Origin of the sequence: Bradyrhizobium cytisi, assembly GCF_008123515.1 — a bacterium.
GTDB lineage: Bacteria > Pseudomonadota > Alphaproteobacteria > Rhizobiales > Xanthobacteraceae > Bradyrhizobium > Bradyrhizobium cytisi.
In genome coordinates, this window is the sequence record NZ_VSSR01000039.1 from 16,550 (window position 1) to 33,206 (window position 16,657).

The window sequence follows — 16,657 nt, forward strand, 5'->3', positions numbered from 1 at the left end:
CAGGGGGCAGGCCGAGCGACATAAACTTCGCGGCGCGCTCTGGGGCGGGGGCATGGGCCTTTGCGATCATATGCGATTTATTCAGGCGGGTAGTAGTTCTGAAGCGACATCGGCTCTGATTAACTAACTTGGAACGCGCAATGTCCGCACGTGGCCCATAGCTGATCTTGCCGTGCCTCCTGCCGACTGTCGGCTTCCGATCCAATTCCAGATTTCTCAACAAACTCAGAGCTGCTTATCGCCACCAATCCGGCGGGCTATGTAGAGGTGAGTCTCGTAGTCTATTTCGAATTCTCCTCCGTGACGATCGATCGCTCGGGAAACGTCATTGAGCAGCCCTTCGCGCACCGCTTGCGTGAGCATCCGAATATCCGAGCGCGTCCCCAGGAAATTGGCATAGCTTGATGTTGTGTGCTGCCACTTCCACGGATAGCAGCGGTGCTCCACCGGTCCAAACAATCCCGACTCGTCAAACCAGCCTTTGAATGGACCGCTGGGCAGGTACCAGGCTTCCGGCGGGGGCCCCCAGCGGCCCGCATGACGCAGGTATATTTCCTTGAACCGTTCGAGCAACGGGATGGGCCATCCTGTCGGAACATGCCCGAAGACGGCCAATGATCCGTCCGATGAAAGCAGCTTCGCGGCCTTCACGAACCGCAAGTCCGGCGAAACCCAGTGCCACGACTGCGCAGCGATGATGAGTCGGAACGGTCCTTGGTCTTGTGGCCACGCCTCGAGTGTCGTCTCGACCAGCTCGACGTTACCAAAACCGGCCAAGCTCTCACGCGCAGCACGGACCATTTCGGGGCCAGGATCGATTGCAACGATCCGAAAATCTCGCTTCGCGAAGCTCCTCGTTGCCTGCCCCGTGCCGCAGCCAACTTCCAGAACGGGATCGCCCGGCCTCAAGTTGCCGTACGAAACCACGTCGTCGACGAGGGCTTCGGGGTAGTCGGGGCGTGAGGCCCTATATGCCTCCGCAATCTGATCGAATGTAAAGCGCTGCTCCATGGAGGTCCCCGCTTCATCAGGTTGTGGAGCTAGCCAAGTAAAGCCATTCGTTGTCAAGACGTCTTGGGCCCATCTACAAGCCTTGCGTTGCCCGACGGGCAAAACATCCAAACCTTCGGTCAATCCACGCGGCCAAAAATATTCCACTTTACCGAAATTCGGAAATCGCGTATGTGTCGCCTACTCCGGCCCAAGGAAGAGGGGCGCATCGCGATCGTCACGAACGCGGGCCGGGCGGCGGTGGGCGTGGGTCACATCGGCGCGAAGGGTTTTGCAGGGCGGGCAACCGTGAGCGAAGACCTCGCGCATACGACCGGGGTGATCGGCGTACGGCGAAATCGTGTGGTCCTGGCGCCCGGAGTCTGTGCGCCAAGTCTTGCGGTGATGGGTGTGGCCCAACCGGGCCCTCACATCAGTCATCCGTGAGGCGACGGGGGCAATAGTGCATCGCTCCCCGGGGAGAGCACGACATAAGCCGTCAAACCACTGCGCAGGGAAGGCCGGGATGTCCTGGCTTCACCTGTATGCCGCTGTGCAGCTTTTCTGACTGTAACTTCGCACAGTGGACCGCGGGTGCCAGCCGGCACCCGGTCTTCCCTGCGCCCTCTTTCAGTTGAGGGTGAGGCGACTGAAGCAAAGCTCGGGCGATATGAGCCGCGAGAGGGCGAAGGTGTGTCTGCGATGGAGAAGGTGTGTCTGCGATGGATGTGCGAGTTGAAAGGACGATGTCCGCGCCTCACACTCCGTCATTGCGAGCGCAGCGAAGCAATCCAGACTGCCTCCGCGGAGGGATTCTGGATTGCTTCGCTCCGCTCGCAATGACGAGGTTGATGTAGCTGTGCGCGAACACCGCGCTCTCGTGCCCCGGACGCAGTGCAGCGCCCACTTCAGCGGTGCGCTGCAGAGCCGGGGGCCATGCAGCAGCGTGAGCGCGGCCTGGGTCCCGGCTCTGCGCAGCAACGCTAAGAGGCGTTGCGGCGCGTCCGGGACAAGAGAGGAGCGAGTGGCGCGCGCGTGCGCTCACAATGACGAGGTACCCCCAGACATGAGAAAGCGCCCGTGGGGGGCGGGCGCTTTCTGTAGTCGACTTGGGGTTGGGGTCGTCTACATATCCACGTGGCGACTTTGGGGGGCTGGTAAAGAGCCGCGTGAATTCCTGAAACTCAAATCTCCTTAGCGAACGACCGATGCGTTCGAGCTGGTGATCGCAACCGGCTTGCCGGCCTTGATGACGCGGGCGGTCTGGGTCAATCCGTCGTCCGAACCGGTGCGTGCAGTGATGCCGAACCCTGCCACCGCGATCCCGGCGACGAGGGCCACGACCACGATCTTCAGATGTGTCGAGCGATCTGCGCTGTAAATCGAGTGGTTCATGGAAGGCTCCTGCCGCCATCTACCCGAAGTAGTCGCCACCCTTGTTAGGCAGGTTCATGCTTCCGGTGCCCAACAACCTAGTATTGGGCGGATTCGTTCCCAAGGGGCTATCACAAGAGCGTGATACGACGTGAACGATCGCGATCAGGGGCGGACCTTGATCGCCAGATTTCGCAATTATTTCAAAGCTGTAATATGCCTGGAAGGCGCTTTGCCAGCAGTTGGTCGACAAAGTGCCAGAAACTAAAAAACCATTTGCCTGTGGCTGAAAAACACACGGCTTCTTAAGGCAAATCAGATGCTTCCGACCGTTTTCAGCCTCGCTCTCGGGTGGATTTCGGCCTGCGACAACACGGTCGTCTGGGCCCGGAACCGCTCGACCAGGGAGCGGACGAAAGGTCGAATTGCCGCGGAGGTCACCAGCACCGGCGCCTCGCCTTCGCGGGCGGCTCGCTCGAAGGCCTCGCGCACGCCGGTCATGAACTCGGACAGCTTGGAGGGCTGCATCGCGAGGCTGCGCTCTTCGCCCTGGCCGACGATGGATTCGGCAAAAGCCTGCTCCCACCGTGCCGACAGCGCGATCAGCGGCAGATAGCCGTTGTAGGACGTATTCTGCGCGCAGATCTGCCGCGCGAGGCGAGCGCGGACATGCTCGACCATGGTCGCGGGATTGCGCGAGAAGGCGAGCGAGTCGGCGATGCCTTCGAGGATGGTTGAGAGGTCGCGGATCGAGATGCGCTCGGCGAGCAGCAGCTGGAGCACGCGCTGGATGCCGGAGACCGTGACCTGTCCGGGCACGATGTCCTTGACTAGCTCGCTCTGCTCCTTCGGCAGCTCCTTGAGCAGCTTCTGCACCTCGCCATAGGACAGCAGGTCCGACATGTTGGCCTTGAGCAGCTCGGTGAGATGGGTCGAGAGCACGGTCGCGGCGTCGACAACGGTGTAGCCCTTGAGCGAGGCCTCCTCCTTGAGGCTGGCGTCGACCCAGGTCGCGGGCAGGCCGAAGGTCGGCTCGGTGGTGTGGATGCCGGGCACCTGCACCTGGCTGCCGCCGGGGTCCATGACCATGAACTGGTTCGGCCAGATCTTGCCGGTGCCGGCGTCGACCTCCTTGATCTTGATGATGTAGGTGTTGGCTTCGAGCTGAACGTTGTCGAGGATTCGCACTGCGGGCATCACGAAACCCATCTCGATCGCGAGCGAGCGGCGCAGCGCCTTGATCTGCTCGGTGAGGCGGTCGGTGCCGTCGGGGCCGTTGACCAGCGGCAAGAGCGCATAGCCGAGCTCGATCTTGAGGTCGTCGATCTTGAGCGCCGCCGAGATCGGCTCCTCGGCCGCCGCGGTGCCGGGGGCACCGGGCGTCCCGGCCGCGGGTGCGGCCCTTGCGGCAGCCTCGGCGTTGGCGGTCGCACGGTTGCGGTTGCGCGCCGACCAGGCCAGCGCACCGGCGCCGGCGCCGAGCAGGAAGAAGGGGATGGTCGGAATGCCCGGCAGCGCGGCCAGCACCAGCATGACCGCCGACGACATCGCCAGCGCCTGCGGATAGCCGGAGAACTGCTTCATCAGCGCCTTGTCGGCCGCTCCCGAGACGCCGGCCTTGGAGACGAGCAGACCCGCCGCTGTCGAGACGATCAGCGCCGGGACCTGGGTGACGAGGCCGTCACCGACGGTCAGCAGCGTGTAGCTGCGGCCGGCGTCGGCAAAGGACAGGCCCTGCTGCGCCACGCCGATAATCATGCCGCCGACGACGTTGATGAAGACGATCAGGAGGCCGGCGATGGCGTCGCCGCGGACGAACTTCGAGGCACCGTCCATGGCGCCGAAGAACCCGCTCTCATCCTCCAGCGCCTTGCGGCGCTCCTTGGCGACCTTCTCGTCGATCAGTCCGGCGGACAGGTCGGCGTCGATCGCCATCTGCTTGCCGGGCATGGCGTCGAGGTGGAAGCGGGCGGCGACTTCGGCGATACGGCCCGAACCCTTGGTGATGACGACGAAGTTGACGATGATCAGGATGGCGAAGACGATGATGCCGATGACGAAATTGCCGCCCATCACGAAGCTGCCGAAAGCTTCGATGACGTGACCGGCAGCATCCGTGCCCTCGTGCCCATGCGACAGGATCAGGCGGGTCGAGGCCATGTTGAGCGACAGCCGCAGCATGGTCGAGATCAGCAGGATGGTCGGGAAGGCGGAGAATTCCAGCGGCGCCTGGATGAACAGCGAGGTCATCAGGATCAGGATCGACAGCGTGATCGAGATCGCCAGGAACAGGTCCAGAACGATCGCCGGCAGCGGCAGGATCAGCACCACAAGGATGGTGAGGACGCCGAGCGCGAGCGCGATGTCGCCGCGCTTGAGGATGGTGACGATCTCGGAAAGGGAGGGGATGCCGGGCTTGGCGTTACCTACGCCCTGTCCCGCGGTGACGTCGACCATGGTAGCTGCTCCCCCGCGCGACTGCCGTCCGCGCGCCCCAAACGTCTGCGCGGCGGCCGATGGGCCGCCGTTCCGAAAGTGAGGCACCGCACTGGCGTCCACGGGAGCTCCCGTTCTACGCGGCTGACGACACTCGACTCCACTGGGCAATTCTTGCCGGGTGTATGGTTAGCAAAGGGTTAACGGAGGGTGCGGCAGGAGTGCGGGGTGGGGGTGTTTCGGGACTATCAGGTCGTCATTCCCGGGCGCGCGAAGCGCGAGCCCGGAATCCATCGTGCCGCAAGCGATGTGGTGACATGGATTCTCAGATGCGCAATTGCGCATCATAGCTCGCGCCAAGAGGCGCGCCCCGGAATGACCATGAAGGAGATCGCCCTACTTCGCCTTCTCCATCTTCGTCACCGTGTAACCCGACGCGGCCTCCTCGGCTTCGAATGACACCTTGTCGCCGACCTTCACCTGCTTGAGCATGGCGGGATCCCTAACGCGGTAGACCATGGTCATGGGCTCGTCCATGCCGAGGCCTTTGGCGGGGCCGTGCTTGAGCGTGATCTTGCCGGTGGTTTCGTCGATCTTCTTGACCTCACCGTTGATGGAAGCGGCCTGCGCCAGCGCGCTCGCGGTCAGGCCCAGCGTCAGTGCGAATGCTGCGGTGGCGCGGATGATCGGCTTCATGGCTCTCTCCATTGTCCTCATTTCACGGTGACGTGGCCGACCATGCCGTAGTCGCGATGGTCGGGGATCAGGCAGGAAAATTCGAAGGTGCCGGCTTTGGTGAACTTCCAGACGATCTCGGCCGTCTTGTTCGGCGCAAGCCGCACCCCGTTCGGGTCGTCATGCTCCATGTGCGGGTGCTTCTTCATCACCTCGGCATGTGCGAGGTTCTCCTTCGTGGTGGCGAGCAGGAATTCGTGGTCCTCCCTGCCGACATTGCGCAGCACGAAACGGATCTGCTCGCCGCGCTTGACTGTGATGCTCGACGGCTCGTAGGACATTTCGCTCAACGCGATCTCGATGGTGCGCGCCGGCTTTTTGGGATCGCCGGGCTCGCCGGCCGAGAAGCCGTGATGGTCGTGACCCTCGTGCGCGAACGCGGGTGCGATCGACAGCGCGAGCAGCGTCAAGGCGAGTTTGATCGTCTTCATTGTGGTCTCCAGTTGGTGGTTCATCGAAACGCTCACATCTTCATCTTGTGCGCCGGCATGGCTGGCTGCCGCGCCGGCTCCGCCGCCGGCGAGGCGACCTCGTAGGCGACGGTGCCTTGCGGGAATTGGTAGGGGCCGGGATCGCGATAATCGTCGCGCGCGAGGTCCTCGCGGATCTTCATCACCGTAAACATGCCGCCCATCTCGATCGGGCCGAACTGGCCGGTGCCGCTCATCATCGGCAGCGTGTTGTCAGGCGCCGGCATCTCCATGTTGCCCATCGCCATGCCGGACTGGCCCATCACCATGGCGTCGGGCGCAAGCTTGCCGACAGCCTTGGCGAGATCCTTGCGCGACACGCCGATCATGTTGCGCATGTCGTGCCCCATCGCATTCATGGTGTGATGCGATTTGTGGCAGTGAAACGCCCAGTCGCCGGGATTGTCGGCGAGGACGTCGAATACGCGCACAGCGCCGACCGGCACGTCGGTCGTCGTCTCCGGATATTGCGCGCTCTCGGGAATCCAGCCGCCGTCGGTGCACGTCACCGCAAAGCTGTGGCCATGCAGATGGATCGGGTGATTGGTCATGCTAAGATTGCCGATGCGCACGCGCACCTTGTCGCCGAGCCTGACCGGCAGCGGATCGATGCCCGGAAACACCCGCGCATTCCAGGTCCACATGTTGAAATCAGTCATCTCGTTGACCCGCGGCAGATAGGTGCCGGGATCGACGCGATAGGTGCTCATCACGAAGACGAAATCGCGGTCGACGGGGCGGAAGTTTGGGTCGCGCGGGTGCACGACAACCATGCCCATCATGCCCATCGCCATCTGCACCATCTCGTCGGAATGCGGGTGGTACATGAAGGTCCCGCTCTTCTTCATCTCGAACTCGTAGACGAAGGTCTTTCCCGGCTCGATATGCGGCTGGGTCAGTCCGCCGACGCCGTCCATGCCGCTCGGGATGATCATGCCGTGCCAATGCACGGTGGTGTATTCGGGAAGGCGGTTGGTGACGAAGATGCGGACCTTGTCGCCCTCGACTGCCTCGATGGTCGGCCCCGGCGACTGGCCGTTGTAGCCCCACAGATTGACCTTCATGCCCTCGGCGAATTCGCGCACCACGGGCTCGGCGACGAGATGGAATTCCTTCCAGTCGCCGTTGATGCGGAACGGCAGTGTCCAGCCGTTGAGCGTGACGACGGGGCGATAGTCGGGACCGCCAATGGGATGCAACGGCGGCTGCATCACCGCCTTGTCCATATGGGCTGCTTCCGGAATCGATGCGGCTTGGACGCGGCCGCTGACGGCTGATGCGCCCACGAGCGCGGCGGTGCCCAAAAATCCTCGGCGGGAAAACATGCTGGCCTCCATGTCAGTGGCCGCCATCGGCAGGTGCTGCCGCGGCGATATTGGTTGGATTGTCGCCGCCGGAAACAGGCGCGCCGCCGCCATTGACGGCGGTCTGCAACTCGGACTGGGCGATGAAGAAGTTTTGCCTGGCCTCGATCGCGCCGCGCAGCGAAGCGAGCCGCTGGCGTGCTTCGGTCAGGAGCGCGAAGATGTCGACCTGCATGCTGGAGAAGCGCAACTGCATCTCCTCGGTGATGATCTTTCGCAGCGGGATGATCTCGCGCTGGTAGTGACTAGCGATGTCGTAGGAGGAGCGATAGACACGGTAAGCGTCGCGCGCCTCCGAGCGGACGTTCACGGCACGCTCGGTGAGGCGGTTGAAGGCGAGATTGTAGGTTTCCGCGGCCTGCCGCACACGGACCTCGCCGCCATCGAAGATCGGGATCTGGAACTGCACGTCGAAGCCGCGCTCGCGGAACGGGGCGCCTTCCGGATCCTGAGTCCGGCGGGAGATGCCAGCGAGATCGAGCAGCGTGACGAAGCGGGTCGCCTCGGTGAGGTTCAACGACTTCGCCAGCGCCGTCAGATCCAGCCGCGCGATCTGCAGGTCGATGCGATGGGCCACCGCGTTGGCCTCGATCGAGGGCAAAGCCTGCGGCCGGCGCGGCAGCGGCGGCAGTTGGTTGGGCAGACGGAAATCGAGGCCGTCGTCCCACAGCCCCATCAGCCGTGCCAGCCTTTCGCGCGCGCTCGTCGCCGCCTGGCGTGCGGTGGCGAGGTCGGCGGTGGTCTCGGCGTAAAACACCTGTTCGAGGGCCTGATCGAGCTTGTTGACCGAGCCGGTTTCGCCGAGCTTGACAGCGAGCTGCGCGGTCGATTCCGCGGTCGCCTTCGCGTCGGTCAGCAGGACCACCATCTCGTTTCCGGCGACTGCGCGAACGTAAGCGCGCCGCACATCGGCGGCGAGCCGAAGTGTGGCCAGCGCCGCACGCAATTGCGCCTGACGAAAGCGCTCGCGCGCGATGTCCGATCGGAACGGCAGCGTGGCCAACGCCAGGATGTCGCCGACGACCTGGCGCTCGATCTCGCTGGCGCCATTGCCCGAGATGCGCGAGACCGAGAACATCGGATTGGGCGGCAGGCTCTGCTCGACCAGATCGGTCTCGGCCAGCGCCAGCTCGTTATAGGCGGCCTGCAGCCCCTTGTTGTTGAGCAGCGCGACCTGCACGGCGGTCTCTTCGGTCAGCGTCCGCGACAGCAACTGGCGAACGCGCGCGTCGACCGCACCGGCTCCCTCGGCCGTCCGCACGAAGGCGATGTCCTTCCTGATGGTCTGGCTCGTCAGCTCCGAGACCGCGCTCATGCCGCTGTCGGGCGAGAACGCGGCACAGCCGGAGAGGCCGAGCGCGCCGAGAACGAGCAGGCTCCGTGCAAAATACTCTGCCATGGCGCGCTCCTACCGGTCCTGCTTCGGCTGCGGAGTGACAGCGTCGTTGCGCTCGCGCCATGGCGCAGGCGCTGCAGGCCGCAGGCTCGTGTAAGGCGCAACCGTCGAGCGATAGTCGACGCGCGCTGCCTTTGCTGCGGGATCGGCCGGATCCGCGCCGGTCACGGACGTTGTCGCCGGCATGCAGCCGGACAACGCCAATGTGGCCGCGGCCAGCAGCGGCCAATTGAATCGAAAGTGACCTCGACGCACCGCAGATGCGGTGGCGGACCTCGCCCCGAGAAGCGTAAGCATGATTTATCCCTGATCTGTCTGGAGACCACAGGTTCGCGCGCGCGGATTGCACGCCCGGCCTGATGTCGTGGAATCAGATCAGATGATGGGAGGGCGATAGAGCCGGGGCGGCGCTGCGCTGTGCAGGCTGGCCACGATCTCGGGCGCGCAGCTGGAAACCGGCTGAAGCGGCTTTGCGAAGCTCGGGAGATCGGCCGGTAACGCGCTGATGCACATCATGGCGCAGCACGGGCCAGCCTTGCCCTTGCCGTCATGATGATGCGGGGCAGGCGTGTCCTGCGCGGCGGCCTGGTGATGCGCATGCATCGCCGCGTGGTCACGCGTCACGTCGCCATGCATGTGGCTGGCCGGCATCTGATGATGCACGGCCACAAGGTCGGCGAGCGGAGCTTCGTCGCCAAGGCATGGTGCTGGACCACTGCCCCAGGCGAGGCTTGCCGCCGGCGCGAGCACGCAGAACAGATAGGCCAGCGCAATGAAGCGCCCCACCCTGATCCGCATCGATCGCGTCAATTGCAACAACATTCCGACAGCATGCTCCGCGCGGCGTTGTTGCCCACGCAGATTGCAAACTAATGGCAAAGCGCGATTTCGCCAAGCTCCTTCTTACCGCAGTGCACCGCGCATGCCCATTATCGCGGCACGATGCTTGACCGCGAGGCGATCCGCGAACATGTTCCGCGCCGTGCACGCACCAAATCACCCAGAACAGAAACCGGCCTCATTCAGCCCTGACTCCCGTCAGGCCTGGGTGCGGCTCTTGCTCGCACTGCTGATCGGCTCGATCGGCGGCGTCGGCATGTGGGCGGTCGTCGTGGTGATTCCGGTCGTGCAGGCCGAATTCTCCGCCACGCGCGGCGCGGTGTCGCTGGCCTTCACACTGATGATGTTCGGCTTCGGGCTCGGCGGCGTGATCGCCGGCAAGATCACCGACAAGTTCGGCATCGTGCCGGCCATGGCGATCAGCATCGCCTTCCTCGGCGTCGCCAATACACTGGCGGGGCTCTCGACCCAGCTCTGGCAGTTCGTCGCCGCCTATTTCCTGATCGGCCTCGGCACGTCAGCGACCTTCGCGCCGCTGATGGCGGAGGCCTCGCACTGGTTCGAGCGCTATCGCGGGCTGGCCGTGACCATCGTCGCGAGCGGCAATTACGTCGCCGGCACGATCTGGCCGCCGCTCATCAGCTCGGGCATCGAGAGGATCGGCTGGCGCACCACTCATGTCGGTATCGCCCTGGTCTGCGTTAGCCTGATGTCGATCCTGGTGCTGGTCCTGCGCGCGCAGATGGGCGACGACAAGGTCCGCAATCACGCCAATGCGCCGCCGCCGCGGGTCGATCTCAGGCTCTCGACCAACACGCTGACGGTGCTGCTCTCGATCGCCAGCATCTCCTGCTGCGTCGCCATGGCGATGCCGCAGGTGCATATCGTCGCCTATTGCGGCGATCTTGGTTACGGCGTGGCGCGCGGCGCCGAGATGCTGTCGCTGATGATGGCCTGCGGCATCGTCAGCCGCATCGGCTCCGGCTATCTTGCGGACAAGATCGGCGGCATTCCGACATTGCTGATCGGAGCACTGGCGCAGGGTTTTGCGCTGGTGTTCTACCTGTTCTTCGATAGCCTCGCCTCGCTCTACCTGATCTCCGCGATGTTCGGCCTGTTCCAGGGCGGCATCGTGCCGAGCTATGCCATCATCGTGCGCGAGGCGATGCCGGCCAGTGAAGCCGCGACCCGCGTCGGCATCGTCATCTTCGCCTCCGTGTTCGGCATGTCCTTTGGTGGCTGGGTGTCCGGCGTCATCTTCGATGCCACCGGCTCCTACGCGGCTGCGTTCGCCAACGGCGTGGCGTGGAATGCCCTCAATGTCGGAATCGTGCTGATGCTGTTGATCCGCTCGCGGATGAATTCGGTCAAGACGGGTCCGGGTTTTGCGACTTAGGACGACGCCACATGTCAGCTTCCGCTGGATCTGGTTGATCCTTGTTGTCGTGCTGCTGGATCAGGGCACGAAAAAGCTCGTCGTCGACCTGCTGGAGCCGGAGCGTCCGCTGCTCATTCTGTCGTCCACGGTATTGCCATGCATCGACTTCGTGCTCTCCTACAATAAAGGCGTCTCGTTCAGCTTCCTGCGGCTTGCCGACGATGCGCAACGCTGGCCGCTGGTTGGTCTCTCGCTTCTCGCCTGCGGACTGTTGGCCTGGTGGCTCCGCCGCGTGGCGCCGTGCCAGCCGATCCTGGCAACCGGACTTGCCCTGATCATTGGCGGTGCGCTTGGCAATATGCTGGACCGCGCGCGGATTGGCTCGGTGATCGACTTCGTCCATCTCTCCTATCAGGCCTGGTCGTTCGCCATCTTCAATGTCGCGGACGCGGCGATCACCTTGGGCGCCATTGCGACCGTAGTGTCTTTATGTCTGGAAGCGACCTAGACCGCCTGTCCTGCCCTCAGCAGCGAGCAGCCGGTGATCTTGTAACCTCCGTCCGCCTGCTGCTCGAGCGTGTAGAGCGCTTCCCAGGCTTCGCCGTTGGCATCGATGATGTGAACCCGCTGGGCGACGGAGCTGCCTTCGATCTTGCTCTCGCCGAACTCAAAGCTCTTGTGACGATAGACCGGCGCGTAGCCGTTCTGCACCATGGACATGAAGATGTCGGGCGCGGGGAAGATCTCCCGGATCGCCGGCGCGGCGTAGGAATAGGCGGCCGCTGCGTCGTCATGGCTCAAGGCTTGTTCCTGCGCTCGGATCACGCCTTGCGCTGTCGCGATGTCGTCGGCACGTGCGGAGATGGAACTGCAAGCAATACTAAGAACAACGAGCACGGCGGCAATGCGCATGGCAGGCTCCGCGTTGAAATCCCGGCTATGCTGATCGTAGCACGACCTTGGCAACTACGGACGCGCTATCGCTTCGGTTTCGCGGCCGGCTTCGCGCGCTTGGTGGTGTGCGCCTTTGGCTTTGCGACGGGCTGCACGCGAAGACCATCGACGAACACGTCGAGGAGCCGCAGTGCGGTTGACTGCCAGCCGGGCTGGTCGTGGATGTAGCACATGCCGAAGAACGCGCGCAGCAAGTCCTCGGGACTGATGTCGGCACGCATCTCGCCGGCCGCGACTGCGCGGTCGAGCAGCGAGCCGGTCGCCTTCGTCAGCCGGTCGAACGAGAAGGCGTGCAGCTCGGACCCGCTCTGCACCGCGAGCGCCAGGGCCGCCACCATGCCTTTCTTGGTGGCGACGAATTCGACACCTGAACGCAGCCAGCGCCTGAGCGCATCGACCGGATCCTTGGCGTTCTTCAACTGCTCGGCGAACTCGCTGAGCTGCTCGACCTCGCGCCGGTACACCGCCTCGAACAGATCCTCGCGCGTCGGGAAATGCCGGTAGAGCGTGCCGATGCCGACGCCTGCGCGTTTGGCCACGGCCTCCAGGCTCGCCTCCGGGCCGCCCGCGTTGAACACGACCTTGGCTGCCTCGAGCACGAGTTCGCGATTGCGCACGGCATCGGCGCGGGGCTTGCGGGTCCGGTCGGTGTGGTCGTCCATGCCGGCAATGTAGATCACGAATTGGTTAGATTGAACCCTTGGCTAGCTGCACCGCGTTGTCTGCGCACGGGCTTTTGACGAATTCCAAATATTTTCCAGTGACCCTTGTTAAGCGGAGGCTGCCTCCGTATCTTCGCTGAGGTGCCAGTCCTGACCCACGTCCGGGGCGGCGCGATATCGACGGCGGCCACGGCGGTGGCGCGCCGGGCGATGAGCCATGTCCATATCTGATCGGAGCCTTGTATGAACCACTCCATCAGCCTCACCGTGAACGGTGCGCGGCGCGATTTCGTCCTCGACGATCCGCGCGTCACGCTGCTCGATCTCCTGCGTGAGCGCCTCCATCTGACCGGAACCAAGAAAGGATGCGACCGCGGCCAGTGCGGTGCCTGCACTATTCTGGTCGACGGCAAGCGCATCAATTCCTGCCTCGCGCTCGCCATTAGCCATGACGGCGCCGACATCCTCACCATCGAGGGCGTTGCGCGCGGCGATCAGCTTCATCCGGTCCAGGCGGCCTTCATCGCCCATGACGGATTCCAGTGCGGCTTCTGCACGCCCGGCCAGATCATGAGCGCCATCGGCATGATGCAGGAAGCCCAGGCCGGCAACGATCCCGAGCGCATCCGCGAATGCATGAGCGGCAATCTCTGCCGCTGCGGCGCCTATGCCGGCATCGTCGATGCCGTGCTCGAGGCGCAGGCCGGTGCCGACGAATCCAACCAGAGGCGCTCCGCATGAAGCAGTTCGATTATGTCAGGCCTGCCACCGTCGCTGAAGCCGTTGCCGCCGCCGCCCAGCCGGGCGCGACCTATCTCGCCGCCGGCACCAATCTGCTCGACCTGATGAAGGGCGGTGTCAGCCGTCCGGATCGGTTGGTCGACGTCACGCATCTCGATGGTCTCGATCAGATCGAGCGTCTCGCGGATGGAAGCGTGCGCATCGGCGCGTTGGTGAGCAATGCCGATCTCGCGCATGATGCAGAATTTGCAAAATCCTATCCGGCCGTCGTGGAAGCGCTGCTCTCCGGCGCGTCGGCGCAATTGCGCAATGCCGCGACTGTGGGCGGCAATCTGCTGCAGCGGACCCGTTGCGCATATTTCTACGACACCGCCAGCCGCTGCAACAAGCGCGAGGCCGGCTCGGGCTGCGACGCCCGCGAGGGCGAGAACCGCACGCACGCCGTGCTCGGCTGGAGTGAAAGCTGTATCGCCACGCATCCGTCCGACTTCTGCGTGCCGCTGGTGGCGCTCGACGCCATCGTCGAGATCGAAGGCAGGAACGGTCGTCGCGAGATCGCGCTCGACGAATTGCATCGCCTGCCCGGCCATACGCCCGAGCGTGAATCAGCGCTTGAGCCCGGCGACCTCATCGTCGCGGTGCGTCTGCCGCCCGCGGCGCCTGGTTTTGCAGCGCATGCGCGCTATCTTAAGGTTCGCGAGCGCACGTCCTACGCGTTTGCCGTTGTCTCGGCTGCTGCGGCGCTACGGATCGAGAATGGCAAGATCGCGGAGGCGCGACTTGCGCTTGGCGGCGTCGCCGCAAAGCCCTGGCGTGCCCGCGCCGCGGAGGATGTGCTGAGGGGCGTCGCACCGACGGCAGATGCTTTCCAGGACGCCGCATGGCGCGCACTCGCCGACGCAAAGCCGTCCGGCGACAACGCCTACAAGATCGAGCTCGCGCGCCGCATCGTCGTGCGCGCGCTGACCCTTGCTGCCGCCGGCACGCCCGCGCGTATCCCCGCTCTGCCGGCTTCTCCCTTTGCCTCGACGTCTGGAGCCATCCATGCCTGAGCTCAATCTCACCAGCGCCCCCGCCCATCTTCGCCATGGCTCGAGCATCGGCCAGCCGCTGACCCGCCGCGACGGCGTGCTCAAGGTCAAGGGGCAGGCGACCTACGCCGCCGACAATCATCCGCCCGGCATGCTGTTTGCGGTGATGGCGGTTTCCAGCATCGCACATGGCCGCGTGACCTCGCTCGATGTCGCTGCCGCCAAGCGTCATCCCGGCGTCGTCGACGTCATGACGCCTGACCACAAGCCGCAGCTCGCGATCGATCCGGAGATCAAGACCAATCCATTCGTGTTCCGGATGGAGGTGCTGCAGAGCAACGAGGTCCGCTACGCCAACCAGCCCATCGCCGTCGTGATCGCCGAGACGCTCGAGGCGGCGACCGAAGGCGCGGTGCTGCTGGCGCCGTGCTATGAGACGCTGCCCGCCCTCGTCGGCCTCGATGCCGGCGAGAGTTTTGTGCCGCCTGTCGTTGGCGTCGGCAATCCCGCGGAAAATCATCGTGGCGATGTCGAGGCAGGCCTCGCATCGGCCGAGAAGCAAATCGACGTCGTCTACGAGACGCCGCCGCAATACCACAACGCCATGGAGCCGCATGCGATCGTTGCTAGCTGGGATGATGACAGTGTGCAGATCGACATGCCCACCCAAGGTCTCATGTTGTCGCTGACGCGCGTCGCCGAACTGTTCGGCATCGCGCATGACAAGATCCATATCCGCAGCCCGTTCCTCGGTGGCGGCTTTGGCTCCAAGGGGCTCATGGCCGGTCCTCCCGTGCTCGGTCTGATGGCCGCAAAACTGGTCGGCAGGCCGGTCAAGCTCGTGCTGCGCCGTGAGCAGATGTATGGCCCGGTCGGCCATCGTGCGCCGACACGTCAGCGCTTGCGCATCGGCGCCGACGGTGAGGGGTGCCTGACTGCGCTCGACCACCATGCGCGCACCGTGTCGAGCACGTTCGATGATTTCTACGAACCGGCCGCCGACGCGTCGCATACGCTCTATGCCGCGCCTGCGATCCGCACCTCGCACGATGCTGTGCGCGTCAATACCGGCACGCCATTGTTCATGCGTGCGCCGGGCGAGGCGACGGGATCGATTGCGCTGGAAAGCGCGATCGACGAGATGGCCTGGGCTTGCGGCATGGATCCGCTGGCCTTCCGGCTGAAGAACTACGCCGAGGTCGAGCCGATCACCGGCAAGCCGTTCTCGTCCAAAGCGCTGCGCGCCTGCTACGATCAGGGCGCGGCGCGCTTCGGCTGGTCGAAGCGCTCGCTGCAGCCGCGCCAGACGCGCGACGATGCCGGCCTGCTCGTCGGCTGGGGCATGGGCACCGCGACCTTCCCGGCGCTGATGTTCCAGGCGGAGGCGCGCGCCGCGATCCGCCGTGACGGCACCGGCGCGATGGAGATCGGCGCGCATGACATGGGGCAGGGCGCCTGGACGGCGCTGGCCCAGATCGCAGCCGACGCCGTCGGGCTCGATATCGACCGCGTCGAGTTCAAGGCGGGGACATCAGATCTGCCCGATGCCGGCATCGCCGGAGGCTCGGCGCACACTGCAACCGCCGGTGCGGCGATCCACAGCGCCGGCGCGGCCGTGATCGCAAAACTCGCCGATCTCGCCACCAAGGACCAGCGCTCGCCGCTGTTTGGCGCCGGCAATGCCGGCGTGATCGCGCGCGACGGCCGGTTGATCCGGCGCGACGACGAGAACCGCAGCGAGAGCTACACCGAGATCCTGGCCCGTGCCGGCGTCGCCGAGGTCGAGGCCCGCGGCACAGGTGCGCCGAATCCGGCGGCGATGGAGGAGTATGCGATGCATGCCCATGGCGCGGTGTTCGCGGAGGTGAAGGTCGATCCCGAGCTCGGGCAGATCCGCGTCACCCGCATGGTCGGCGCCTTCGCCGCGGGGCGCATCGTCAATCCGCATCTGGTGAAGAGCCAGCTGTTCGGCGGCATGATCTGGGGCATGTCCTTTGCGCTGCACGAAGAGGCCATCACCGACCGCCGTAGCGGAAGGATCATGAACGCCAATCTCGGCGAGTACCACATCCCGGTGAATGCCGATGTGCCGCCGCTCGATGTGATCACGGTCGACGAGTACGATCCGCACGTCAATGCGCTCGGCATCAAGGGCGTCGGCGAGATCGGCATCACCGGCAGCGCCGGCGCCGTGGCGAACGCGGTCTGGCATGCGACCGGAGTGCGGGTGCGCCGCTTCCCAATCCGGATCGAGGAGCTGCTGACGTAGCTTTGAGGCTTTCGGCC

Annotated in this window: 16 protein-coding genes; 5 read left to right on the plus strand and 11 right to left on the minus strand. The window is 64.6% G+C overall.

All coding sequences use genetic code 11. The features are described from left to right. Positions 1-225: 225 nt before the first annotated feature. From FXB38_RS23200 to FXB38_RS23245, 9 genes are all read right to left on the minus strand, one after another. Positions 226-1,011 (minus strand): class I SAM-dependent methyltransferase, encoded by a 786-nt coding sequence (locus tag FXB38_RS23200; protein WP_148753288.1) that lies wholly within the window; start codon positions 1,009-1,011, stop codon positions 226-228. Between the two features lie 1,173 nt (positions 1,012-2,184). Next, positions 2,185-2,385, minus strand: a complete 201-nt coding sequence (locus FXB38_RS23210) for a hypothetical protein (protein ID WP_148753290.1) — start codon at positions 2,383-2,385, stop codon at positions 2,185-2,187. Between the two features lie 294 nt (positions 2,386-2,679). Continuing rightward, a complete protein-coding gene (gene flhA / locus FXB38_RS23215) occupies positions 2,680-4,821 on the minus strand; it encodes a flagellar biosynthesis protein FlhA (protein ID WP_187435077.1) in 2,142 nt (713 codons plus the stop codon). A gap of 375 nt (positions 4,822-5,196) precedes the next feature. Then, the gene (locus FXB38_RS23220; protein WP_187435078.1) at positions 5,197-5,496 is read right to left on the minus strand and encodes a copper-binding protein; all 300 of its coding nucleotides are present in this window, start codon (positions 5,494-5,496) and stop codon (positions 5,197-5,199) included. A gap of 17 nt (positions 5,497-5,513) precedes the next feature. After that, positions 5,514-5,966 carry a cupredoxin domain-containing protein gene (locus FXB38_RS23225; protein WP_187435079.1) on the minus strand — a complete coding sequence of 151 codons (453 nt, stop codon included), beginning with the start codon at positions 5,964-5,966 and terminating at the stop codon, positions 5,514-5,516. A gap of 32 nt (positions 5,967-5,998) precedes the next feature. Next, on the minus strand, positions 5,999-7,330 hold the full coding sequence (locus FXB38_RS23230; RefSeq protein ID WP_148753294.1) for a copper oxidase: 1,332 nt from the start codon (positions 7,328-7,330) through the stop codon (positions 5,999-6,001). Between the two features lie 13 nt (positions 7,331-7,343). Beyond that, the gene (locus FXB38_RS23235; protein WP_148753295.1) at positions 7,344-8,768 is read right to left on the minus strand and encodes a TolC family protein; all 1,425 of its coding nucleotides are present in this window, start codon (positions 8,766-8,768) and stop codon (positions 7,344-7,346) included. Positions 8,769-8,777: 9 nt separating this feature from the next. Next, positions 8,778-9,062, minus strand: coding sequence for a hypothetical protein (locus tag FXB38_RS23240; RefSeq protein ID WP_148753296.1), 285 nt, complete (start codon positions 9,060-9,062; stop codon positions 8,778-8,780). A 78-nt stretch (positions 9,063-9,140) separates the two neighbouring features. Further along, positions 9,141-9,587 (minus strand): hypothetical protein, encoded by a 447-nt coding sequence (locus FXB38_RS23245; RefSeq protein ID WP_148753297.1) that lies wholly within the window; start codon positions 9,585-9,587, stop codon positions 9,141-9,143. Positions 9,588-9,735: 148 nt separating this feature from the next. Here FXB38_RS23245 and FXB38_RS23250 point away from each other — a divergent pair, with 148 nt between their 5' ends. Together FXB38_RS23250 and lspA are read left to right on the plus strand one after the other, a co-directional pair. Then, positions 9,736-11,001, plus strand: coding sequence for an MFS transporter (locus FXB38_RS23250; RefSeq protein WP_148753298.1), 1,266 nt, complete (start codon positions 9,736-9,738; stop codon positions 10,999-11,001). Next, on the plus strand, positions 10,991-11,491 hold the full coding sequence (gene lspA / locus FXB38_RS23255; RefSeq protein ID WP_283812756.1) for a signal peptidase II: 501 nt from the start codon (positions 10,991-10,993) through the stop codon (positions 11,489-11,491). The genes FXB38_RS23250 and lspA overlap by 11 nt, the downstream gene beginning before the upstream one ends. Here the strand turns inward: lspA and FXB38_RS23260 are convergent. Next, positions 11,488-11,895 (minus strand): DUF4864 domain-containing protein, encoded by a 408-nt coding sequence (locus FXB38_RS23260; RefSeq protein WP_148753300.1) that lies wholly within the window; start codon positions 11,893-11,895, stop codon positions 11,488-11,490. The two genes, lspA and FXB38_RS23260, sit on opposite strands and share 4 nt — an antisense overlap. 65 nt (positions 11,896-11,960) lie before the next feature. Continuing rightward, positions 11,961-12,599, minus strand: coding sequence for a TetR/AcrR family transcriptional regulator (locus FXB38_RS23265; protein ID WP_187435091.1), 639 nt, complete (start codon positions 12,597-12,599; stop codon positions 11,961-11,963). A gap of 243 nt (positions 12,600-12,842) precedes the next feature. On the opposite strand from FXB38_RS23265, the gene FXB38_RS23270 reads away from it, so the two are divergent. From FXB38_RS23270 to FXB38_RS23280, 3 genes are read left to right on the plus strand one after another with little or no spacing between them, the layout of a single operon-like run. Further along, positions 12,843-13,340, plus strand: a complete 498-nt coding sequence (locus tag FXB38_RS23270) for a (2Fe-2S)-binding protein (RefSeq protein WP_148753302.1) — start codon at positions 12,843-12,845, stop codon at positions 13,338-13,340. Then, entirely contained in the window at positions 13,337-14,392 is a 1,056-nt protein-coding gene (locus FXB38_RS23275) for an FAD binding domain-containing protein (RefSeq protein ID WP_148753303.1), read from the plus strand. Before FXB38_RS23270 ends, FXB38_RS23275 begins: the two co-directional genes overlap by 4 nt. After that, positions 14,385-16,640 carry a xanthine dehydrogenase family protein molybdopterin-binding subunit gene (locus FXB38_RS23280; RefSeq protein WP_148753304.1) on the plus strand — a complete coding sequence of 752 codons (2,256 nt, stop codon included), beginning with the start codon at positions 14,385-14,387 and terminating at the stop codon, positions 16,638-16,640. Before FXB38_RS23275 ends, FXB38_RS23280 begins: the two co-directional genes overlap by 8 nt. Positions 16,641-16,657: the final 17 nt, after the last annotated feature.

Bases quoted from the DNA above. Each gene is read 5' to 3' on its own strand.
- FXB38_RS23200 (WP_148753288.1), bottom strand. From the start codon at position 1,011: ATGGAGCAGCGCTTTACATTCGATCAGATTGCGGAGGCATATAGGGCC.
- FXB38_RS23210 (WP_148753290.1), bottom strand. From the start codon at position 2,385: ATGAACCACTCGATTTACAGCGCAGATCGCTCGACACATCTGAAGATC.
- flhA (WP_187435077.1), bottom strand. From the start codon at position 4,821: ATGGTCGACGTCACCGCGGGACAGGGCGTAGGTAACGCCAAGCCCGGC.
- FXB38_RS23220 (WP_187435078.1), bottom strand. From the start codon at position 5,496: ATGAAGCCGATCATCCGCGCCACCGCAGCATTCGCACTGACGCTGGGC.
- FXB38_RS23225 (WP_187435079.1), bottom strand. From the start codon at position 5,966: ATGAAGACGATCAAACTCGCCTTGACGCTGCTCGCGCTGTCGATCGCA.
- FXB38_RS23230 (WP_148753294.1), bottom strand. From the start codon at position 7,330: ATGTTTTCCCGCCGAGGATTTTTGGGCACCGCCGCGCTCGTGGGCGCA.
- FXB38_RS23235 (WP_148753295.1), bottom strand. From the start codon at position 8,768: ATGGCAGAGTATTTTGCACGGAGCCTGCTCGTTCTCGGCGCGCTCGGC.
- FXB38_RS23240 (WP_148753296.1), bottom strand. From the start codon at position 9,062: ATGCTTACGCTTCTCGGGGCGAGGTCCGCCACCGCATCTGCGGTGCGT.
- FXB38_RS23245 (WP_148753297.1), bottom strand. From the start codon at position 9,587: ATGTTGTTGCAATTGACGCGATCGATGCGGATCAGGGTGGGGCGCTTC.
- FXB38_RS23250 (WP_148753298.1), top strand. From the start codon at position 9,736: ATGTTCCGCGCCGTGCACGCACCAAATCACCCAGAACAGAAACCGGCC.
- FXB38_RS23260 (WP_148753300.1), bottom strand. From the start codon at position 11,895: ATGCGCATTGCCGCCGTGCTCGTTGTTCTTAGTATTGCTTGCAGTTCC.
- FXB38_RS23265 (WP_187435091.1), bottom strand. From the start codon at position 12,599: ATGGACGACCACACCGACCGGACCCGCAAGCCCCGCGCCGATGCCGTG.
- FXB38_RS23270 (WP_148753302.1), top strand. From the start codon at position 12,843: ATGAACCACTCCATCAGCCTCACCGTGAACGGTGCGCGGCGCGATTTC.
- FXB38_RS23275 (WP_148753303.1), top strand. From the start codon at position 13,337: ATGAAGCAGTTCGATTATGTCAGGCCTGCCACCGTCGCTGAAGCCGTT.
- FXB38_RS23280 (WP_148753304.1), top strand. From the start codon at position 14,385: ATGCCTGAGCTCAATCTCACCAGCGCCCCCGCCCATCTTCGCCATGGC.